Raw genomic sequence first — 19,639 nt, forward strand, 5'->3', positions numbered from 1 at the left:
CCTACCAAACTGGCCATTTGGCTAGTGGGTGAAGGGGAAATGAGAAGATTGATCGCCACCGAGCTACGCCGCACTCTTCACGTGGAGAGTGGGTTCTTCACAGCCTGGCGAATTGATCATGAATTGATGGCCGAAACTTCACTGTGAGATTGCACATCTCCACGTGGAGAATCGCGGACCTTGCGGGCGAGAGATGATTTACGGCAATTGTGCCGTAGCCCGCTTTTGCGTGAGATCTTGAGAAGCTGTCGCTAAAATTGCATGTCCTGAGTCACGTTCTCCGCATCACGAACTTTCCACGTGGAGAGTTCGCTAGGCACATAACGATCAGGGCTTCCAGAGTGAATCAAAAATAGCCGCGCAACGTAGAATTTTTAGCTTCGCGAATCTCCACGTGGAGACTCATCGGAAACGAGGAAAGCTAGCGCCATCAGCTCGCACAGCGCCATCTAGATGATCTGCGCAAATCTAAACGAAGTATCGACTCGAAGAATGTCTTTGCAAATGCAATCGCACGTAAGTGTGAAACTTGCGGCCTCCACGTAGAGGCGCCTCCGTTTCGAGTACGCAGACTCCCAGCGCCCGAATATTGATTGTTCGCGAGAGCATCAAGGCCTATCGCCACATCGCTAACCCAATTCAATCGCAACCGCTGCTTGCCGATGCAAAGCAGCGCGCGAAAAACGGCGCAAGCGTCCACCCGAATCTCCACGTGGAGATTCCCAGCATCGATACGCAAGTGGGAAAGCAGAAAAAGAAAGACTCGCGATCAAGCGCGCCAGCGGGAAGAGACATCAGGCAGGCGACCGAACCTATTCAATCCGGTGCCAAGCTGCAATATGCAGAAAATGTTGAAAGTGAAATTTACCTATGTTTTTATAATTGGCAAATTTCACCACGAAGTATCAGCGTTGCGCGCTCACTCTTCGCGCGACTTGAATGCGAATTCGACGTCGGCCAGTGCACCAAGGCCATCCCCTGCCGGCGCTTGCTGTCCGCTCAACAGGAATTCGAGCAGATCGGCGGCCGTCGGTTGACCCCAGGTATCCAGCACGACCCAACGGAAGAAGTTCGTCGATGCCATCTTGCTCGGCACCTTCGAAGTCGAGACCTTCAGCTTGTCCATGCCGACCGTCTCGTTGTAGCGCTTGATGAGCGCCGTCTGGTCGTCGTACTCGAGTTCGTTGAAGTAGGAACGCGCCTCGGCAATCTTCGCCGCAATGTAGCGATCCTGGACCTGATCCTGACTTTCGCGTGCCTTGCCCGCGTCGGCATTCGCTCCCGCTGCCGCATTTGCGCCGGGCAACTGATAACCCTGCATGAGCGCCTTGCGGAAATACGCGGCCACATTAGCCAGCGGCGCTGCATTTTTCTGCGCGACGCGTGCCGCCGTGTAGGCGACCGCGGAGCGAATCTTTTCATCGCCGTACTGCTTGAGCAGGCGACGCGCTTCCGAAACCGGAATGCTGAACTTCGCCATCTCGCCAATCAGCAGCGTGTCGTTGGCGCGAAGCTCCTGCGACGGGTCCGTTTCCGGCTTGCGCGTCACACGGAACTGCAGGGCCACGACCGATCGGCCGACCTTATGCTCGATCAGCTCGAAGTTGTGATCCGAGATCTCGTTGACTTCCTTGATACAGGGCACCAGCACGCGGCTCTTGAACTGCTTGTACAGCTTGTACGACTGCGCCGACGTGTCCTGGCCAAGAATCAGATCGCGCAATGTCGCCAGCGGGAAACGCGCGGTCATGCCCACGGCTTCGTAACGCACGACGTTTTCCCACAGCGCGAGCGAATGCGCCTTCCTGAACTGACGCGTGATCCGCATATCGATCATCGCGTAGATTTCAGGATTCAGGAGTTCACCGCGAATCTGCTCGGAAAAGGTGTAGCGCAGCACCGATCGTTCGAGTTCGGCGCCCGCCAGCAGACCCGAAGCCTTCCAGATGCTGCGTTTATCCTGAGTCAGGTAGTCCCAGTTGACGACCGTGCTGATGAGCGAGTTGATCGTTTCCTTGACGTACTCTGTGTTGTTGCTGTTCAGATCGACGTCCTGCGAGAGGGCGGAGATCGTGATCTCGAACGACGAGCGGCCTTGCTCGAGGGAATCCTGGCGGATCGCATTCTTGATCAGCGAGCTGAACATCTTGCGCTGCTGCAGACTGATCGATCCGGATTTCGGCGCGATGTGAATCGCGGGTACCGCCTTGCGGAAAAGATCAGGCGGCTGGCCTTGCTGGAATACGAGTGCACCTTGCTTGTCGGCGTCGCCGGCGTCGGCCTTTTTTCTTGCCATATGACCCACGTGATAGGGAACCTGGTCGGTTGGTAACTGTATACCAACCGACCAGGTGACTCAAGCGCGCCGATATGTCAGTGTAGGTGGACTGCACTCGCAGAAGGAAAACTTGACAGCCGCTCCGCGATTCGTGGCCGCGCCAGCACGACAATGGCCGTGCCGACGACTTGAACGAACCCGGAGGAGAGCCCATAACACGTAACCTAAGCATCTCGGCGCTCCAGAAATGCCACCCATAACTGGATACCTTTAGCGAAAATGTGAGCGCTCACTCTCGATAAAGTTACCCACAGGTGCCCAGTTATGGGAGTTTTTGCCGATCTGGGCCTACGGCAGCATACGCCGCGCCGGCACGTGGAAAAGCTCCCATCCAAGGTGACCTTGGGTTGATCCCATAAATGGATACCTCAAATTGCCGTACTTTCTGACTTTCACACCCGGCGGATCCCAGAAACCACCCATATCGCGTTACCTTTGTCTGATCCCATAAGCGGTGACCTCATGAATCGACGATCACCTGTCATCAAGTCTCTCGCGCAGGTCTCTGAAAATAGAGGCAAGGGTGACCTCCAGACGTGCGCAGGAAAGCGACCATAAGCGGTTACCTTCAAAAATCCCCATAACTGGATACCCCAAACGCAGCAAACAGCACTCCAAAGCCTTCTCCGTGCACGTTTGCTGCCCATAACCCGCTACCTAAGGACGCTCCCATAACCTGCAACCTGAGGGCATTTCGGCAAGAATTCCCATACGGCGAGACCTTTTTCCCATATCCACAGTCCCGAATCCCCATCCCTGGATACCGAAATCCCATATCCACAGCCTCCAACTCCCATACCCGGTACCTCAGGCCCCATAACATGCCACCAAATCGGCCGCAAACCCTTGCCCAGCAAGGATTCCAGCCGCCTAAAGGTTTACTAAAGGTTCTAAAGCGTATTTGGTAAACACTGAAACAGGCGTTCGGGAAGAAAGAGGTCTCCCAAAACCGGGACCCTAACTAGATGTAAGTGGTCACCAACTTCCCGAAAACCATATCTGGTGACCTAAGCGCGTCCGCGCTCAGCAAACCTCCCACTGGATGGCACCTTTGCCGGAGACCTTCACTGAAAACTTTCAGTTTGATCGCTAAGCCTATGATTTGTATAGAGTCGATTCTGAAGGTATCGAAATATGGGAAGCGAGCGTGCCGTATAGGTCACGCGCTATGGGAAGAATCGACGCTCCGCAGCCTGCCGCGTTGGAATCAGACACCTGGCGACAGGTAACACCGAATCCGTCTGACACGAACCGTTGAGCGCCTGAAAAACGGCGATCTGGGGTAAACCCGCTAAAGGTCACCAGTTCCCATAACGCGTTACCTTAAAAAGGTCTCCGTTAATGGGAATCCGGTGGGTGTCCGGCAACGCTTGCTGAGCAAGGTCCACCGTGACACGCGCAAACGGTGACCTTGCGAAGCGTCGAATCGAAGCCTCAGTTCGCCTGAGCGCGAGCCTGGATCTGGGCCGGCGGTGCGTCCTGCGTCGCCGTCTGCCCGGCAAGACAATCATGTCGATACAGCTTGCCCAGACGCTCCTGGGCGGCTTCCAGGTCCGACGGATACTCGTTGTCTACCGCGTGCTCCTCGTAGCCCACCAGCGAGAGATCCTTAATCTCCTGCATGAGTTCGCCGTGTGTGACCTCATGCGCGGGTTTCACGAACGGGTAGCTATGACAGGCGCGCGGCGAAAGATGGGGCGCGGCGAACGCGCTCACGCTTGCGGCGCCCAGTAGGGGAATCAATGCGAACCTGAGCCAATGCTTCATGGTGACCTCCGATTTGTTCTCGATTTGTGGACCGATACCTGACCAGCTCGTGGATGAATCGCCGGCATGCCTGCCGGCGAAAATCGAGAATAAGAAGTCAGCCGATGCGGGAAACGCTCACCAGCATGAAAGAACGTTTACCGACGAGCACCGCCGATCGATGCACGCGCATCCATGCCCGCCCACGCCTCGCGTAGATCCGAATTGACAAATTGACAGCTTCACGTCAACCGACGGTAAGGACATGACCCTCTCTTCATCGTCGCGATGCGGTTTGGGCAAGTCGTGCCCACTAAGATGGCCGGGCACGCGCGCAAAGATGGCGCTCGTGCGCTCAACGAGGACCGTCATCGAGGGAAGTCATGTCAGCCAGCGAATTCACGATGCCACCACGCCCGACGCTCCGGCAGCCGCATCCGGCACGGGGCGCACGATGAACCTGCCCGGCTGGGTCGCCGGCCGCATGGGCGCTTTCGTGCCGGAGGTGTCGCAGGGACGCGACACGCGCGCACCACTGGACGCCGAACCGGCGCACGCCACGGCAGCCGGGCTCGGCCATGAGCGCTGGAAGACCACGACCTTTCGCTGGTTCGCCGCCTACGCCGCCGTGTTTTCGGTGTCCTTTATGGTGTTGCTCGGTTTTATCGAGTATTCGGTGACCCACGCGATGCTGCGCGAGACCGACAGCGGCCTGCGCTGGCAACTGCGTTATTTCGATTCGCGCGGCGACGCGACGCTCGGCGCCACCCTCAATGCGCGCCTGCATCGCGAAAACCGGCAACAGAACTACTACGGCCTGTTCAGCGCGGACGGCCGCTGGCTCGCCGGCGACATCCGCACTTTGCCGCCGAAACTCGCTCTTGACCCGTGGGGCCGCTCGCACGAGCACGCCAGCGGCCAGAGCTTGCTGGTCGATACCACCGCCGCCCCGCAAGACCCGACGGCGCTGCGCGCGATGGGCGAAGTCCGCGCGGACGGCTCGCGCCTCGTCGTAGCGCGCACGCTGTCGGATGTGCGCCACGTCCACGGCGAACTGCTCAAGGCGCTGTTCGGCGGTGGCCTGCTCTGCCTGTGCGGCAGTCTGTGCGCCGGGCTGCTGCTGAGCATGCGGCAGATCCGGCGCGTCGCGCAGATCCGCCGTGCGACCGCGCGCATCGCCGCTGGCGAACTGGGCGAACGGCTGCCCGTGGTCGGCCGCGACGAACTCGACATGCTGGCCGATCTGGTCAACCGCATGCTCGACGAGGTCGAACGGCTGATCGGCGAAGTCAAAAGCGCCTGCGACGGCATCGCCCACGACCTGCGCACGCCGCTCACGCGGCTGCGCCTGCGTCTTTCGCATGCCGCCGAGACCCTTCACAGCCGTGGCGAGCCCGCGGTGGCCGAGGTGATCGAAAGCGCCCGCGACGAGGCCGACACGGTCCTAGAGCGCTTCGCCGCGCTGCTGCGCATTTCGGAGATCGGCGCGATCAAGCGGCGCAGCGCGTTCGCCGAGGTAGCGTTGCCCGACCTCGTGACCGAGCTATGCGAGCTTTACGCCCCGCTCGCCGAAGACAAAACGATCGACCTGCGTATCACGCTGGCCGACGTCGCCCCCCTTCACGCCGATCGCGCGCTGCTCTTCGAAGCCTTCAGCAATCTGCTCGACAACGCCATCAAGTTCGCGCCGCAAGGCGGCCAGGTCGGCGTCGCGCTGCATGCCACCGCTGCCGGCGCGCAGTTCAGCGTCACCGATAACGGCCCCGGCATCGCCCCCGCCGAACGCAGCGCGGTGCTCGGCCGCTACTACCGCAGCGATGCGGCGCGCCATGTGCCGGGCACGGGTCTGGGCCTCGGCATCGTCGCGGCGGTGCTGCGCTTGCACGACTACCGCCTGTCGATCGGCGACGCAAGCGAAGCGACCGCTCACTTGAACCTGGGCACCACCTCCCCCACCACCACGGGCACGACCGTCACCATCGACTGCTGGTCTCATCACTCCCGGTCTACCACGCGCCAACAATGAGAGTTCTGTTGTGCTCCTCCTCCGACGCGGAGCGGAGCTATCTATACAAGGCGCTGAGCGAGAGCCTCAACAGCGTCGAGGTTGCCGACAACCTCTACTACGCGGTCTATCTCGCCTCCCACGAACCCTTCGACACGGTGATCCTGTGCGCGAGCGGCGCACACGCGCACGATGGCCTCACCGACGCGCTCGCCTCGTTCACGCGCCTGCCCGACGCGCCCGCCGTCGTGATCGCGCTCACGCGTGCGACGCCGGCCGATTGCGCCCGTCTGCTGCGTGCGGGCGCCGATGCCTGCTTCGTGCAGCCCTGGTCGGTGCTCGAAATCCAGGAGCGCATGCTGGCGCTGCGCCGCACGGCGCTCACCCAGGCGGGGCCGAGCCTCGCGCGGCTCGACCCGCTCACGCGCGATCTGGTCGAAGAAGACCGGCGCATCTCGCTCACCACGCGCGAATATCTGCTGGTGGAATGCCTGCTGCGCCACGCCAACGCGCCGGTCGCGCGCGAACAGTTGATCCGCTATGCCTGGCCCGAGAAAGGCGATGTCGAGCCGTCGAGCGTCAATCTCGTGGTCTCGCGCCTGCGCCGCAAGTTCATCACGCACGGCGCGCGCACGCAGATCGAGACGATCAACCGCTACGGTTATCAGCTCGACTTGCGCGCCACCCCACTGGGAAGCAACCCGTAAGCGGTTTGCAAGCATCGACAAAACATCGCCGGGTATTTGCAAACCTAAATTTAATTTCATGAAAGCTGGCGCGGCACGGCGGCCCGACGACGGTAAACTCGCACTTCGAGAGAGGCCGCGCTGGTGACGCGCGGCGGAGTGCGAGGAAATGAGTCAGGTGCGTGTATTGACGGTGGAAGACGATGCCGTCACAGCTAACGAAATAGTCAGTGAATTAACCCAGCGCGGCTTCGTGGTCGACTGGGTCGACAACGGCCGCGACGGCATGGCGCGCGCGATGAGCGACGAATACGACGCGATCACGCTCGACCGCATGCTGCCGGGCGTCGACGGCCTGTCGATCCTCACCGCGATGCGCACGGTCGGCATCCAGACGCCGGTGCTGATGTTGAGCGCTTTGGGCGACGTCGACGAACGCGTGCGCGGTCTGCGCGCGGGCGGCGACGATTACCTCACCAAACCCTTCGATCCCGAAGAACTGACCGCGCGCCTCGAAGTGCTGCTGCGCCGCCGTCAGGCCGCCACGGTCACGCGCGAAACGGCGCTGAACGTGGGCCCGCTCGAACTCGACCTGATCTCGCGCAAGGTGCGCCGCGACGGCGAAGAAGTCGCGCTGTTGCCCACCGAATACCGCGTGCTCGAATTCATGATGCGCCACGCAGGCAAGACCATCACGCGCACGATGCTGTTCGAAGCCGTGTGGGGTTACCACTTCGATCCGGGCACCAACCTGATCGACGTGCATATGGGCCGCCTGCGCAAGAAAATCGATCCGCCGGGCGTGCCGCCGCTGATCCAGACGGTGCGCGGCTCCGGCTACATTCTCGGATAAACCTGCGTGTCGAGCCGTCCCTCCTTACCTTCTGCGTCCACGGCGCCCGCGATGCCGCGCCGCCGCTGGCACACCACCACGTTCCGCTGGCTGTGCGCCTACACCGTGCTGTTCGGTGTGATCCTCACGCTGCTCGTGGGCTTTATCGCCTGGAGCGCCACCCGTTCGATCGAGCGCGATACCGACACGATCATGGGCTGGCAGCTCATCTACTTCGATTCGATTCCCGATGCGCAACTGCCCGACGCGATCTATCAGCGTCTCGAGCACGAACGCATGCACGTGAACTACTACGGCCTGTTTACCGCCGATGGCCGTTACGTCGCGGGCGATCTGCTCGAAGCGCCGGCCAGCATCACCTATGACCGCGTGGGCTGCACGCTGCGCCACACGCTCAATCTGCGCGACCGCGTGCAGTCGCCGATCGTGCGCGCGCTCGCCGAAGTGCGGCCCAACGGCATGCACCTCGTGGTCGCGCGCGACATGACGAACGTGCTGGAAATCCGCGAATTCATGGTGCGTACGCTGGTGGTCGGCGCGGTGCTCGCGCTGCTGGCGGCGGCGGCGGGCGGCTTCGCGCTCGGCTTGCGGCAGATTCGCCGCGTGCGCGAATTCCGCCGCGTGACCCAATGCATCGCGCGTGGCGATCTCGATCAACGCCTGCCCGTGGGCGGCGACGACGAACTCGACATGCTCGCGCATCTCGTGAACCACATGCTCGACGAAGTCGAACGGCTGATGGGCGAAGTGAAGGGCGCCTGCGATGGGATCGCGCACGATCTGCGCACACCGCTCGTGCATCTGCACACGCTGCTCGCGCGCATTGCCGAGCGCGAAAGCCTGCGCGCCGATACCGAAGGCGCCGACATGATGGATCGCGCGCGCACCGAAACCGGTCAGCTGCTCGAACGCTTCCGCGCGATGCTGCGCATTTCGGAGATCGGCACGCTGCATCGGCGCGGCGGTTTTGCGACCGTCGATCTGCGCGAACTCGTCGATGAACTCGCCGAGCTTTACGAGCCGCTCGCGGAAAGCCGCGAGATCGACTGGCGCGTGCATACCGAAGCCGTCACGGAAATTCACGGCGACCGCGCGCTGCTGTTCGAAGCCTTCAGCAACCTCATCGACAACGCGATCAAGTTCGCGCCGCATGGCGGCATCGTCAGCGTGCGGCTGCGCTCGACCGCGTCCGGTCCGATGCTCGATGTCGCCGATAACGGTCTGGGCATCGCGCCCGCCGAACGCGCCGCCGTGCTCCAGCGCTTCTATCGCGGCGACGCGGTACGCCATATCGCCGGTTCCGGTCTGGGTCTGAGCGTGGTGGCCGCGGTGTTGCGCGTGCACGACTTCACGCTGCATATCGCCGATGCGGGCGATCTCGCCATCGGCGATGCCGCTGGAACATCGCACGGTCCAGGCGCGCGCATGAGCGTGGAATGCTGGCCGCGCGCGCTGACCTGAACGACGCAGACAAGCCCTTAAAAGACGTTACGAAGCAATGCGCATTCTCCTCATCTCGCCCAGCCACGCCGAAGGCGCCTGGCTGCAAAAGGCCCTGCAGGAAAGCGCCCACAGCCTGCAACGCGCGGAAGAGCTGCGCGACGGTCTCTATGTCGCCGGCGAAGAGCCGTTCGACGCGGTGATCGCCGTCGCGCTCGACGGCGCCATGCTGCCCGAACTGCTCGCGCTCCTGCCCCGCTTCGCCGAAGCGACCAAAGGCGCGACCATCATCGCCGTGCTCGGCATCGAAGCGACCGCCGCCGCGCGCTCGCAACTGCTGCGTGCGGGCGCCGATGCGTGCTTCCGTTATCCGTTCTCGTTTATCGAAATGCACGAGCGCATGCTCGCGCTGCTGCGCACGGGCCCGGCGCCCGCTGCGCTCACGGCGTTGAGCGCGCAAGTGGGCACAAAAGCGGGCACAAAAGCGGGCGCAAGAACGGGCACAAAATCCGGCGCATCGTTGAGTACGGACGGCGAGACGCCCCTGCCGCTGCTCGATGCGAGCACGCGCGAGATCGTCGAAGGCGCACGCCGCGCCGAACTCACGCGCCGCGAATACCTGCTGGTCGAATGTCTGCTGCGTCAGGCCGATATGCCGGTGCCGCGCGATCAGATGATTCGCTACGCGTGGCCCGAAAAAGACGATATCGATCCTTCCACCGTGAACCTCGTGGTCTCGCGCCTGCGCCGCAAACTCGAACGCGAAGCCATCGAAGTGCGCATCGAAACCATCAGCCGATACGGCTATCAACTCACGCTGCCGAAGCACGCGTAAACCCAAAACACGCGACCTGAACCCAAGGTAACCGCTTATGGGATTTCAGGTCACATGCATGTCATGGGTCGTGTACCTGTCGCGCAAAAAGCAAAGCGGCACGCATCGAGCGTGCCGCTTTCGCATGAACCTCCAGATACCGCGCAAGCGCCGCCCTGACGGCGCTTTGAGCCCGTAAAACAAGGCCTCAATGCGCGTAGAGCGTCGAGTTCAGGTAGGCGAGTTGACCATCCTGTTCGGCTTGCACGAGTTCGTGATAGACCTCGGCGCGCGTCTTCTGATGCACCGGCTGACCATAAGGTGCTACCCAACCGCCGTTGTTGAACGCGGTGGCCGTGTTGTTCATGGCGACCTGGGTCGACGTGGCCGGCTGGGCGTTCTGCGCGGGGGCCGTATCGGCGGTTTGGGCGAAAGCGGACGTGGTGACAACAGCACCTGCGAAAGCAGCGATGAGCATGAGCGACTTCATGGAAACTATCCTCCAGAGAACGTATTTGTTGGCCGCGTTGGCCGGCTGGCGAATGCGATCAGGCGCATTCCGGTATGGAGAGAATAGTTAGGTCAGCCTATCGAACCCGATGCATCACCATGAAAGAATGTTTAGACAAACGCCAGGAAACGTTGAGAAAGGCGTGGCGCGGGAAATAGCGCGCCTCGATGCCGCTGCCGCAATGCCGCGCCGCAATGCCGCTTAGTCCTTGCGCTGCTTTGCATCGGAAAACTTCATCGTTCTGCGTGGGCGATGCGCTTCGTAGAATCGGTCGAACCTTACGCACCGGTTAAAGAATCGATCCCATGAGCACACGCCGCGACTTCCTCAAATTCACCCTGGGCGCCGCCGCTGCCGCGCTGCCCGCGCTCGACGTTTCACGCGTGCTGGCGGCGCCCGCGCCGCGCACGCTGCGCATCGGTAACCAGAAGGGCGCGCTGAGCATCCTGAAGGGCCGTGGCGCGCTCGAACAACGGCTCGCGCCGCTGGGCGTCAACGTCACCTGGACCGAATTCAACGCGGGGCCGGTGCAGCTCGAAGCGCTCAACGTCGGCTCGATCGATTTCGGCGATGTGGGCGAAGCGCCGCCGATCTTCGCGCAGGCCGCTGGCGCGCCGCTCGCCTATGTGGCGGCCACGCCGCCGCGTCCGCGCTCGGAGGCCGTGCTCGTGCCGCGCAATTCCGCGTTGCGCGACGTGGCGGATCTCAAGGGCAAGCGCGTGGCGTTCAATCGGGGCAGCAATGTGCACTACTTCCTCGTGCAACTGCTGCGCAAACACGGTCTCGATTACGCCGATGTGCGCCCCGTGTTCCTCTCGCCGCCCGACGCGCGCGCCGCGTTCGAAAACGGCTCGATCGACGCGTGGGTGATCTGGGACCCGTTCTACGCGGCCGCGCAGACGAACCTGGGCGCACGCGTACTCGCCGATGCAAGCGGCGTAGTCGGCAATCGCGGTTTCTATTTTTCGTCGCAGAAGTTCGCGCAGCAGAACGCCGACGTGATCCGCATCGTCATCGACGAAATCGCGAAAACGGAAGAATGGGGCAAGACCCATCGCAGCGAATATGCGGCGGAACTGGCGAAGCTCTGGGGCCTGCCCGCGCCGGTCGTGCAGCAGGCCGTCGATCGCAATGAATTCGGCGCGGTTCCCATCACGAAGTCGATTCTCGGCGAGCAGCAGAAGATCGCCGATACCTTCCTCGAACTGGGTCTCGTGCCCAGACGGGTGGACGTGCTGCAGGCGGCGGCCTCAGGTCTCGTCTGAGCGCCGCCGTGGTTACCATTGCCTTGAACTGGCCGATCAGCCGCGCGACTTCGTCAACGTGACGGTCTCGAACAGCTCGTAGTTCGAGGTGGGCGTCTGGTCGGCGCCCGGCGCGTGATAGTAGTTCATCGTGATGGTGGTCTTGCCGCCATGCGCGCCGGGGTCCACATCGAATACCGCAATCCCATAACCGGTACCCGTATCGCGCTGCGCGGACCAGATCGCGTCCTCCAGCGCGTCCGCGCCCGGACGCACATACGAGCCCGCCGCCGCGCCTGCGGCCGTGTTCGGCACCGGCCGGTTGGGCTTCGTGAAGATCTGCGCCTGCGGATTGCCGTTACCCGCATCCACGCCATACACGTCGAGCGGCGCGCTGGTGCCTCCGCCGCCCAGAATCAGGTGGATGGTGCCGTGACTCGTGTCGAAGGTGTTCGCGCCCGCCTGCGCCAGCTGTGCGTGCGCGACCGGCTTCGGCTGCAGCGTATCGACGGGCTCGCCCGTCTTCGCATCCACGCCCGCATGATGATTGCAGCCGCGCACCGGATAGCTGCGCTCGTAATCGTGATCGTGGCCGCACACCACCAGATCCACGCCATAGCGGTCGAACAGCGGCAGCCACGCCTCGCGCAGGCCCTTGTCCGAGCCGTTGCCGGTCTTCGACGAACTGAGCGCGTCCTGATGCATCTGCACGACGATCCAGTCGATATCGTCGTCCTGCGCGGCCTGATGCAGCGTCTTTTCGAGCCAGCGCGTCTGTTCGCCGTTGCTGTAGCCGCGCACGTAGAACGAGGTGCCGGCCGCAATCGGCGCATTGCCGGTGCTGGCGACCGGCACGAGCGGCGCGGGACCGGCCACGAAAGCGGCGGCGTCCTGATAGACCACATCGTCGGCGTCGAGCGAAATGAACAGCACATTGCTCACACAAAAGCGATACCAGCGCCCCGAAAAGCGCGTGCCGTTATCGGGCAGCGTATAGCGCGTCAGATACGAATCCAGCCCCTGCGCGCCGTTGTAGAACTCGATTTCGTGATTGCCCGGACAAGGCATCCACGGACGATTCGACGACGACGTCTGGTTGTTGTTGCCGAAGTCGCGCCACACCTCGGTCTGATGCGCGGGATTCAGGTTCGCGTAGCACAGGTCGCCGTTGAGCAGGTGAAACAGCGGCTGGAAGCGCTCGACGGCTTCCACGGCAAAGCGGCTTTGCGGCGACGACAACACCCAGCCCGTGTTGGGCGTGGCCAGGTCGCCGTAACTCGTGAAACGGAACGGTTTGCGGCCGTGCGGCGCGGTCTTGAAGGTCGCGTTGAAGGGATTGCCCGCGTGGCTGTCGTTATCGGCGGTGACTTCGTAGCGATAGGTCGTGTCCGCGTGCAGATCGCGCAGACGCGCGTGATAGGTGAACACGACCACGCCGGTGAGGCCGTCCGTGTAGGTGCGCTGGATCGCGTCGACGGTGTCGCGGCGGCCACGGTCGGTCGTATAGGTCACGCGCGGGCGCGTGGCGGCCGCAAGCGAGGCCCACGAGACCACCACTTCGCTCGTCGGGTCCGCGCCCCAGGTCAGGTGAATCTGCTCGGGCGTGCCGTCGGGCGTGGCCGTATCGGCTTTCGCCGCGCCGGAGAGCGCCGCGGCGGCGCCCGCCGCGCTCGCAAAGCCGGATGCGCCGGCGAGCTTCAGAAAGCCGCGGCGCGACACGCCGCTGGTGGAATCGGTGGACGGTGTATCGGGAATGTTCTTGTTCGTCATGTCGAATCGCCTCGTGACCGGGCAGCGCGAGCACGCGACTGCGCGTTTTGCAGGGAGAGTGTCGGCGAAACGATGGCTTTCTTGCATGACCTCGCGATGACACACACGGGGCGCCAAGCCAGCCGCCACAAGCGATCCGCAATAAGTCGTCTAGTTAACTCGCGATGATTCAAGGCCTGCGAACCGCGCCCGAATCGCGTCAATGCGCCGGAATGACACCGTATTCGTCGATGGAATGCGCCGTTCTAGTGCAGTTATCGGGGATTGCCAGGGCATTCCCTGGATCGGCCCGTTTTTATTGAAAAGCGCTTGCGTCCTGCATTTTGTTCCCGCAATCTTGTCTAGACAACACGGACGGGCCGCACGCTGCGCCCGCTTCATTACGGTTAGCTCGATGACAAGGAGTAGCGACATGCAGGTGAAGTGCACCCGACTGGTCAAGGCCCTGATCGGAGCCGCGTTCGGCGCGGCGCTGCTGGCAGGCGGCAACGCAGGCGCGAAGGAATGGAAGACCGTGACGATCGCGCTCGACGGCAGCTACGCGCCGTGGAATCTGACCCTGCCGGGCGGCAAGCTCGGCGGCTTCGAACCCGAACTCGTCGCCAATCTCTGCGCCCGCGCGCAACTGCAGTGCAACCTGGTCACGCAGGATTGGGACGGCATGATTCCCGGTCTGCAGGCCGGTAAGTTCGATGTCCTGATGGATGCGATTTCCATCACGCCGGACCGCGAAAAGATCCTCGCGTTCTCGAAGCCGTATGCGGCCACGCCCGCAACCTTCGCCGTGTCGGACACGAAGATCCTGCCGAAGTCCGGTCCCAACGCGAGCCAGGTGAAACTCGACAACGACGCGCGCAGCAATCTGCCCGCCATCGACGGCCTGCGCAAGGCGCTCAAGGGCAAGACCATCGGCCTGCAATCGGGCACGATCTACACGCGTTTCGTGACCGACAACTTCAAGGACGTGGCCTCGATCCGCGTCTACAAGACCTCGCCCGAGCGCGATCTCGATCTGGCCAACGGCCGTATCGACGCGTCGTTCGACGACGTCACCTACTACGCCGCCAACGCCGGCAAGCCCGATTCGAACAGCATCGTCATGGCGGGCCCGCAGATCGCCGGTCCGGTCTGGGGCCCGGGCGAAGGCCTGGCCTTCCGCAAGCAGGACGCCGATCTGAAAGCGAAATTCGACACCGCCATCGCCGCCGCACAGGCCGACGGCACGGTCAAGAAGCTCGCGCTCAAGTGGTTCAAGACCGACGTGACGCCTTGATCGCGTCAAGCCGCATGGGAGGCCCGCGTGGCCTTCCAGGCGGATTTGCCGGATCGTTCGCTTGTTCGTTGCTTCTTCGTTGCTGGTTCGTCGCTTGTTAGTTTGAGGTAGTCATCATGTCAGTGATCGAAATGCTCGGCTTCGGCGCCGAGGGCTGGGGCGGCGTCCTGCTGCTGGGCGCGCTCATGACGGTCGTGCTCACCATCGCCGCGCTGGCGCTGGGCGCCGTGTTCGGCGGCCTCATCGCGGCGGCCAAGCTCTCGCGCTTTCGCGTATTGCGCGTGCTGGGCGACTGCTACACCACGGTGTTTCGTGGCGTGCCCGAACTGCTCGTCATCTATCTGTTCTACTTCGGCGGATCGGCGCTGGTGACGAGTATCGGCCAGCTGTTCGGCGCCGATGGTTTCGTCGGCGTGCCGCCGTTCGCGATCGGCGCGGTGGCCGTGGGCATGATCTCCGGCGCGTATCAGGCCGAGGTGTATCGCGCCGCCGTGCTGGCGGTTTCGCGCGGCGAACTCGAAGCCGCCCGCGCGATCGGCATGCCGACGCTGACGATGGCGCGCCGCATTCTGATTCCGCAGGTATTCCGCTTCGCGTTGCCGGGCATCGGCAATGTGTGGCAGCTCAGTCTCAAGGACTCCGCACTGATTTCCGTGACGGGTCTGGCCGAATTGCTGCGCGCAAGCCAGGTGGCGGCAGGATCGACGCATCAGTACTTCCTGTTCTTCGTCGCCGGCGGCGCGCTGTATCTGGCCATGACGGGCGTCTCGAACCGCATCTTCGGCCGCGCCGAAGCGTATGTCGGCCGCTCCTTCAAGCGCAATTTCGCGCGCAACTGATTCCACCTCTACGCGAATACGCACATCAAGCGGCGGACCCCGACATGCATATCGATATCGACTTTCTGCTCGACACGCTGCGCCAGTTGATCGCAGCCGTGCCGACCACGCTCGAACTGTTCTTCGCCTCGCTCGTGCTGGGCGGCCTGCTTTCGCTCGTGATCGTGGCCATGCGCGTTTCGCCGCGCTGGCTGCCCAATCGCTTTGCGCGCGCCTACATTCTGGTGTTTCGCGGCTCGCCGCTGCTGATCCAGATGTTTCTCGTCTACTACGGCCTCGGCCAGTTCGGCGTGATCCGCGAGAGCTTTCTCTGGCCGGTGCTGCGCGAACCTTATGTGTGCGCCGTGCTGTCGCTCGCGCTTTGCACCGCGGGCTATACGGCGGAGATCATTCGCGGCGGCCTGATGGCCGTGCCGGTGGGCCAGATCGAAGCCGGCTATGCGGTGGGTCTCTCGGGCTTTTCGCTGCTGCGTCGCGTGATCGGCCCGATCGCGCTGCGCCAGTGTCTGCCCGCCTATTCCACCGAAGCCGTGCTGCTCGTGAAATCCACCGCGCTCGCCAGTCTCGTCACGGTCTGGGAAGTCACGGGCGTCGCGCAACAGATCATTCAGCAGACGTATCGGACCACTGAAGTGTTTGCCTGCGCCGCGCTCATCTATCTCGCGCTCAACTTCTTCGTGGTGCGCTTGATCGGCATACTGGAAAAGCGCCTTTCGCGCCATCTGCGCGGTGCGCCGACCGCACCTGCGCGCAAGCTGACGTCGCTCGAAACGCCGCGCGCCGCATCCTGACCTGATCACCCCGGACATCTACGGAGTCACCCCATGAACGCAGCCGCACCGGTCGCCCTGTCCGTCAAGAACATTCACAAGTCCTTTGGCGAGCATCATGTGCTGAAAGGCATTTCGCTCGACGCCCATAAAGGCGATGTCATTTCGATTCTCGGCGCGAGCGGCTCGGGCAAGAGCACGTTTCTGCGCTGCCTGAACCTGCTGGAAATGCCCGACGACGGCACCGTCGCGCTCGAAGGCGAAGCGCTGAAAATGAAGCGCCGCCGCGACGGCAAACTGCAGCCGGAAGACCGCCGCCAGGTGGATCGCGTGCGCTCGCAACTGGGCATGGTGTTCCAGAACTTCAATCTCTGGTCGCACATGACGGTGATGCAAAACCTGATCGAAGGCCCGATGCGCGTTCTCAAGCGCACGCGCGCCGAAGCCACCGAAGAAGCCGAAGCGCTGCTCGCGAAAGTGGGCCTCGCAGACAAGCAGGGCCACTATCCCGCGCATCTTTCGGGCGGCCAGCAGCAGCGCGTGGCGATTGCCCGCGCGCTGGCCATGCATCCGAAAGTCATGCTGTTCGACGAGCCGACTTCGGCGCTCGATCCCGAACTGGTCGGCGAAGTGCTGCGCGTGATGCGCGCGCTCGCGGAAGAAGGCCGCACGATGCTCGTCGTCACGCACGAAATGGGTTTCGCCAAGCACGTGTCGAATCGCGTGATGTTCCTGCATCAAGGTCTCGTCGATGCGGACGGCACGCCGCAGGAAGTGTTCGGCGAACTGAAGTCGGAGCGCTTCCGCCAGTTCGTATCGAGCCATCAGGACCGCAACGCTCACTAAACGTAGTTCAACGCAGTCTGTACGGAAATATTCAGGTATCCCGATCATGGCCGTCATCCGTTCCGAACGTCCGCTTGAATGGCGCGACATCGCCGCTGTCGCCGCTGGCGAACCGCTGCAACTCGCCGATGAAGCACGTACGCGCATTCGCCAGGCGCGCGCGCTGGTCGATCAGATTGTCGTACGCGGTATTCGCGCCTATGGCGTGAATACGGGCGTAGGCGCGCTTTGCGATGTGGTGGTGTCGCCGTCCGAGCAGCACGATCTCTCGCACAACATCCTCATGAGCCACGCCGTGGGCGTGGGCGCGCCGCTGGGTGCACAGGAAACGCGCGCGATCATGGCCGCGGCGATCAACAACTACGCGCACGGCCATTCGGGCGTGCGCGTGGAACTGGTCGAGCAGCTCGAGGCGCTCCTGAACGCCGATTGTCTGCCCGAAGTACCCGCGTTCGGTTCGGTCGGTTATCTGAGCCATATGGCGCATATCGCGCTGGTCTGCGTGGGCGCGGGGCACGTGCGCTGGCATGGCGAGCGTCTGAGCGGCGCGCAGGCGCTCGAACGTCTTGGGCTGCAACCGCTTTCGCTGCAGGCCAAAGAAGGCTTGAGCCTCGTGAACGGCACGCCTTGCGTGACGGGGCTGGCTGCGCTGGCGCTGGAGCGCGCGCAGCGTCTGCTCGACTGGTCCGATGCCGTCGCGGCCATGAGCTTCGAAAATCTCGGCGGACAGATGGCGGCGTTCGACGCGCAGTCGTTGGCGTATCGCGTCTCGCCGGGGCTTGCGCAAGTGGGCACGCGCATGCGCGCGGCGCTTGCCGAAAGCGGTTTGCTGGCCGCCGCATTGGGCCGCCGCACGCAGGACCCGCTGAGCATGCGCACGATTCCGCACGTGCATGGCGCGGCGCGCGACGTACTCGCCGCGACCGCCGGCATCGTCGACCGCGAACTGGCTTCGGTCACCGATAACCCCATCGTCGATGGCACGCCCGGCGCGCCGCAGGTGTTCTCGCAGGCGCACGCCGTGGGCGCATCGATCGCGCTGGCGATGGACAGTCTCGCCGCCGCCGTCGCGCAGGTCGCGGCGATGGCCGAACGCCGGCTCGACCGCCTCGTCAATCCGCTCGTCAGCGGTTTGCCTGCGTTTCTCGGGCATGCAGGCGGCACGCGTTCGGGCTTCATGATCGCGCAGTACACGGCGGCTTCGCTGGTCGCGCAGAATCGCCGCGACGCCGCGCCCGCGAGCCTCGATGGCGGCGTGACTTCGGGCCTGCAGGAAGACCACCTGTGCCACGCCACGCCCGCCGCGCTCAAGGCGCTGGCCGTGATCGAGAACAGCAGCCGCATTCTGGGCATCGAGTTGCTGGCCGCCGCGCAGGCCTACGATCTGCAACCCGTCGATGCCGTGCGCGCGCCGTACACGGAAACGCTCTACAGCCGCATTCGCAGCGTGCTGGCGACGTATCGCGACGATCGTCCGCTGGCTGGCGATATGTCGGTAGCGTTCCGCATGATCGCCGATGGCAATCCGCCGCCGCTGCCGGACCCGCAGAGCGCGCAGCCGCACGCCGATCGTCTCGCCTGCGCGCCGCAGCCAGCGTTGCATGACGTCGCGCCTGGCGCGGCGACTTCCGCGAACGATGCGCTGGGTGATGCGCTAGCTGATGCGGTCGGCCACTGAGACACGCCGTTCGCACTGAACCGAACGAAGCCGAAGGAATCGCCACGACGATGAACACCGACGCTTCCCTGCTCGCATCCGCAGCCGCGCGGTGCGCCAGCCGCACACGCCGCACCGCGCCGCCTTATGAACAGATCAAGCGCTACGTGCTGGAGCGCGTCGAAAACGGCACCTGGAAGCCGGGCGACGCGATCCCGTCCGAAACGGTGCTCGTGAAGGAATTTGGCGTCGCGCGCATGACCGTGTCGCGCGCGCTGCGCGAATTGACGAACGACGGCGTGCTCACGCGCGTGCAGGGTTCGGGCACTTTTGTCGCGCCGCGCGATTATGAATCGACGGTATTGGAGATCCGCAATATCGCCGATGAAATCGCCGCGCGCGGCCATCGGCACACGGCGCGCGTGCTTGCGCTGCAAACCAGCGACGACGAAGCCGCGCTGCTTTCGCTAGGCGTGGCGCGCGGGCCGGTATTTCATTCGCGCATCGTCCACTACGAAGAAGGCGAGGCGATCCAGTACGAAGACCGCTTTGTGAATCCCGCGCTGTTTCCGCTGTATCTGCAGCAGGATTTCACGCAGGAAACGCCGAATCACTACATGGTGCGGCTCGCGCCGATCCAGCGCGCCGAGTTTCGCATCTACGCGCACAAGCCCGATGCTTACGTGCGTCATCAACTCGATATGGAAATCGGCGAGCCTTGCCTGATGGTCGAGCGCCGCACGTGGGTGGGCGAGGTGGTGGCGACGTCGGTGCAGCTCTGGCACGCGGCGTCGCGTTTTCATCTGGCGGGGAAGGTGTAAAAAAGCGGGCATGCCTTGGCTGGTCA

The 19,639-nt window shown here is 63.2% G+C and carries 16 protein-coding genes; 12 read left to right on the forward strand and 4 right to left on the reverse strand.

Going from position 1 to position 19,639, the window contains the following annotated elements; all coding sequences use genetic code 11:
- Positions 1-919 precede the first annotated feature (919 nt).
- Both U5A67_RS15895 and U5A67_RS15900 read right to left on the reverse strand, forming a co-directional pair.
- Positions 920-2,296, reverse strand: a complete 1,377-nt coding sequence (locus tag U5A67_RS15895; RefSeq protein WP_205984487.1) for a replication initiation protein — start codon at positions 2,294-2,296, stop codon at positions 920-922.
- Between the two features lie 1,476 nt (positions 2,297-3,772).
- Positions 3,773-4,105 (reverse strand): hypothetical protein, encoded by a 333-nt coding sequence (locus U5A67_RS15900; RefSeq protein ID WP_321815428.1) that lies wholly within the window; start codon positions 4,103-4,105, stop codon positions 3,773-3,775.
- Between the two features lie 328 nt (positions 4,106-4,433).
- Here U5A67_RS15900 and U5A67_RS15905 point away from each other — a divergent pair, with 328 nt between their 5' ends.
- The 5 genes from U5A67_RS15905 to U5A67_RS15925 all read left to right on the forward strand — a co-directional run bounded on the left by U5A67_RS15905 (position 4,434) and on the right by U5A67_RS15925 (position 9,903).
- Positions 4,434-6,110 carry a HAMP domain-containing sensor histidine kinase gene (locus tag U5A67_RS15905; protein WP_321815427.1) on the forward strand — a complete coding sequence of 559 codons (1,677 nt, stop codon included), beginning with the start codon at positions 4,434-4,436 and terminating at the stop codon, positions 6,108-6,110.
- Positions 6,107-6,796 carry a response regulator transcription factor gene (locus U5A67_RS15910; RefSeq protein ID WP_321815426.1) on the forward strand — a complete coding sequence of 230 codons (690 nt, stop codon included), beginning with the start codon at positions 6,107-6,109 and terminating at the stop codon, positions 6,794-6,796. The genes U5A67_RS15905 and U5A67_RS15910 overlap by 4 nt, the downstream gene beginning before the upstream one ends.
- 157 nt (positions 6,797-6,953) lie before the next feature.
- Positions 6,954-7,628 (forward strand): response regulator transcription factor, encoded by a 675-nt coding sequence (locus U5A67_RS15915; protein ID WP_205984614.1) that lies wholly within the window; start codon positions 6,954-6,956, stop codon positions 7,626-7,628.
- 51 nt (positions 7,629-7,679) lie between these two features.
- Positions 7,680-9,089 (forward strand): sensor histidine kinase, encoded by a 1,410-nt coding sequence (locus U5A67_RS15920; protein ID WP_205984615.1) that lies wholly within the window; start codon positions 7,680-7,682, stop codon positions 9,087-9,089.
- A 37-nt stretch (positions 9,090-9,126) separates the two neighbouring features.
- Positions 9,127-9,903, forward strand: coding sequence for a response regulator transcription factor (locus tag U5A67_RS15925; RefSeq protein ID WP_321815425.1), 777 nt, complete (start codon positions 9,127-9,129; stop codon positions 9,901-9,903).
- 187 nt (positions 9,904-10,090) lie between these two features.
- On the opposite strand, the gene U5A67_RS15930 is transcribed toward U5A67_RS15925, so the two are convergent.
- Positions 10,091-10,372, reverse strand: a complete 282-nt coding sequence (locus U5A67_RS15930) for a DUF4148 domain-containing protein (RefSeq protein WP_205984491.1) — start codon at positions 10,370-10,372, stop codon at positions 10,091-10,093.
- 326 nt (positions 10,373-10,698) lie between these two features.
- On the opposite strand from U5A67_RS15930, the gene U5A67_RS15935 reads away from it, so the two are divergent.
- Positions 10,699-11,658, forward strand: coding sequence for a sulfonate ABC transporter substrate-binding protein (locus tag U5A67_RS15935; RefSeq protein WP_321815424.1), 960 nt, complete (start codon positions 10,699-10,701; stop codon positions 11,656-11,658).
- Positions 11,659-11,694: 36 nt separating this feature from the next.
- Here U5A67_RS15935 and U5A67_RS15940 read toward each other — a convergent pair whose 3' ends face one another.
- The gene (locus U5A67_RS15940) at positions 11,695-13,407 is read right to left on the reverse strand and encodes a metallophosphoesterase family protein (RefSeq protein WP_321815423.1); all 1,713 of its coding nucleotides are present in this window, start codon (positions 13,405-13,407) and stop codon (positions 11,695-11,697) included.
- A 412-nt stretch (positions 13,408-13,819) separates the two neighbouring features.
- Between U5A67_RS15940 and U5A67_RS15945 the strand changes: the two genes are divergently transcribed.
- The 6 genes from U5A67_RS15945 to hutC all read left to right on the forward strand — a co-directional run bounded on the left by U5A67_RS15945 (position 13,820) and on the right by hutC (position 19,613).
- Positions 13,820-14,680 (forward strand): transporter substrate-binding domain-containing protein, encoded by an 861-nt coding sequence (locus U5A67_RS15945; RefSeq protein ID WP_205984494.1) that lies wholly within the window; start codon positions 13,820-13,822, stop codon positions 14,678-14,680.
- 116 nt (positions 14,681-14,796) lie between these two features.
- Complete coding sequence (locus tag U5A67_RS15950) at positions 14,797-15,519, forward strand: ABC transporter permease (RefSeq protein ID WP_205984495.1); 723 nt, start codon at positions 14,797-14,799, stop codon at positions 15,517-15,519.
- Between the two features lie 44 nt (positions 15,520-15,563).
- Positions 15,564-16,310, forward strand: a complete 747-nt coding sequence (locus U5A67_RS15955; RefSeq protein WP_321815422.1) for an ABC transporter permease — start codon at positions 15,564-15,566, stop codon at positions 16,308-16,310.
- A gap of 33 nt (positions 16,311-16,343) precedes the next feature.
- Positions 16,344-17,135, forward strand: coding sequence for an ABC transporter ATP-binding protein (locus tag U5A67_RS15960; protein WP_205984497.1), 792 nt, complete (start codon positions 16,344-16,346; stop codon positions 17,133-17,135).
- A 46-nt stretch (positions 17,136-17,181) separates the two neighbouring features.
- On the forward strand, positions 17,182-18,813 hold the full coding sequence (locus tag U5A67_RS15965) for a histidine ammonia-lyase (RefSeq protein WP_321815421.1): 1,632 nt from the start codon (positions 17,182-17,184) through the stop codon (positions 18,811-18,813).
- A 50-nt stretch (positions 18,814-18,863) separates the two neighbouring features.
- On the forward strand, positions 18,864-19,613 hold the full coding sequence (hutC, locus tag U5A67_RS15970) for a histidine utilization repressor (RefSeq protein ID WP_321815420.1): 750 nt from the start codon (positions 18,864-18,866) through the stop codon (positions 19,611-19,613).
- Positions 19,614-19,639: the final 26 nt, after the last annotated feature.

The organism is Paraburkholderia sp. J69-1, assembly GCF_905220255.1.
Classification (GTDB): domain Bacteria; phylum Pseudomonadota; class Gammaproteobacteria; order Burkholderiales; family Burkholderiaceae; genus Paraburkholderia.

Bases quoted from the DNA above. Each gene is read 5' to 3' on its own strand.
- U5A67_RS15935 (WP_321815424.1), top strand. From the start codon at position 10,699: ATGAGCACACGCCGCGACTTCCTCAAATTCACCCTGGGCGCCGCCGCT.
- U5A67_RS15955 (WP_321815422.1), top strand. From the start codon at position 15,564: ATGCATATCGATATCGACTTTCTGCTCGACACGCTGCGCCAGTTGATC.
- U5A67_RS15930 (WP_205984491.1), bottom strand. From the start codon at position 10,372: ATGAAGTCGCTCATGCTCATCGCTGCTTTCGCAGGTGCTGTTGTCACC.
- U5A67_RS15925 (WP_321815425.1), top strand. From the start codon at position 9,127: ATGCGCATTCTCCTCATCTCGCCCAGCCACGCCGAAGGCGCCTGGCTG.
- U5A67_RS15895 (WP_205984487.1), bottom strand. From the start codon at position 2,296: ATGGCAAGAAAAAAGGCCGACGCCGGCGACGCCGACAAGCAAGGTGCA.
- U5A67_RS15950 (WP_205984495.1), top strand. From the start codon at position 14,797: ATGTCAGTGATCGAAATGCTCGGCTTCGGCGCCGAGGGCTGGGGCGGC.
- U5A67_RS15920 (WP_205984615.1), top strand. From the start codon at position 7,680: ATGCCGCGCCGCCGCTGGCACACCACCACGTTCCGCTGGCTGTGCGCC.
- U5A67_RS15965 (WP_321815421.1), top strand. From the start codon at position 17,182: ATGGCCGTCATCCGTTCCGAACGTCCGCTTGAATGGCGCGACATCGCC.
- U5A67_RS15940 (WP_321815423.1), bottom strand. From the start codon at position 13,407: ATGACGAACAAGAACATTCCCGATACACCGTCCACCGATTCCACCAGC.
- hutC (WP_321815420.1), top strand. From the start codon at position 18,864: ATGAACACCGACGCTTCCCTGCTCGCATCCGCAGCCGCGCGGTGCGCC.
- U5A67_RS15945 (WP_205984494.1), top strand. From the start codon at position 13,820: ATGCAGGTGAAGTGCACCCGACTGGTCAAGGCCCTGATCGGAGCCGCG.
- U5A67_RS15910 (WP_321815426.1), top strand. From the start codon at position 6,107: ATGAGAGTTCTGTTGTGCTCCTCCTCCGACGCGGAGCGGAGCTATCTA.
- U5A67_RS15960 (WP_205984497.1), top strand. From the start codon at position 16,344: ATGAACGCAGCCGCACCGGTCGCCCTGTCCGTCAAGAACATTCACAAG.
- U5A67_RS15900 (WP_321815428.1), bottom strand. From the start codon at position 4,105: ATGAAGCATTGGCTCAGGTTCGCATTGATTCCCCTACTGGGCGCCGCA.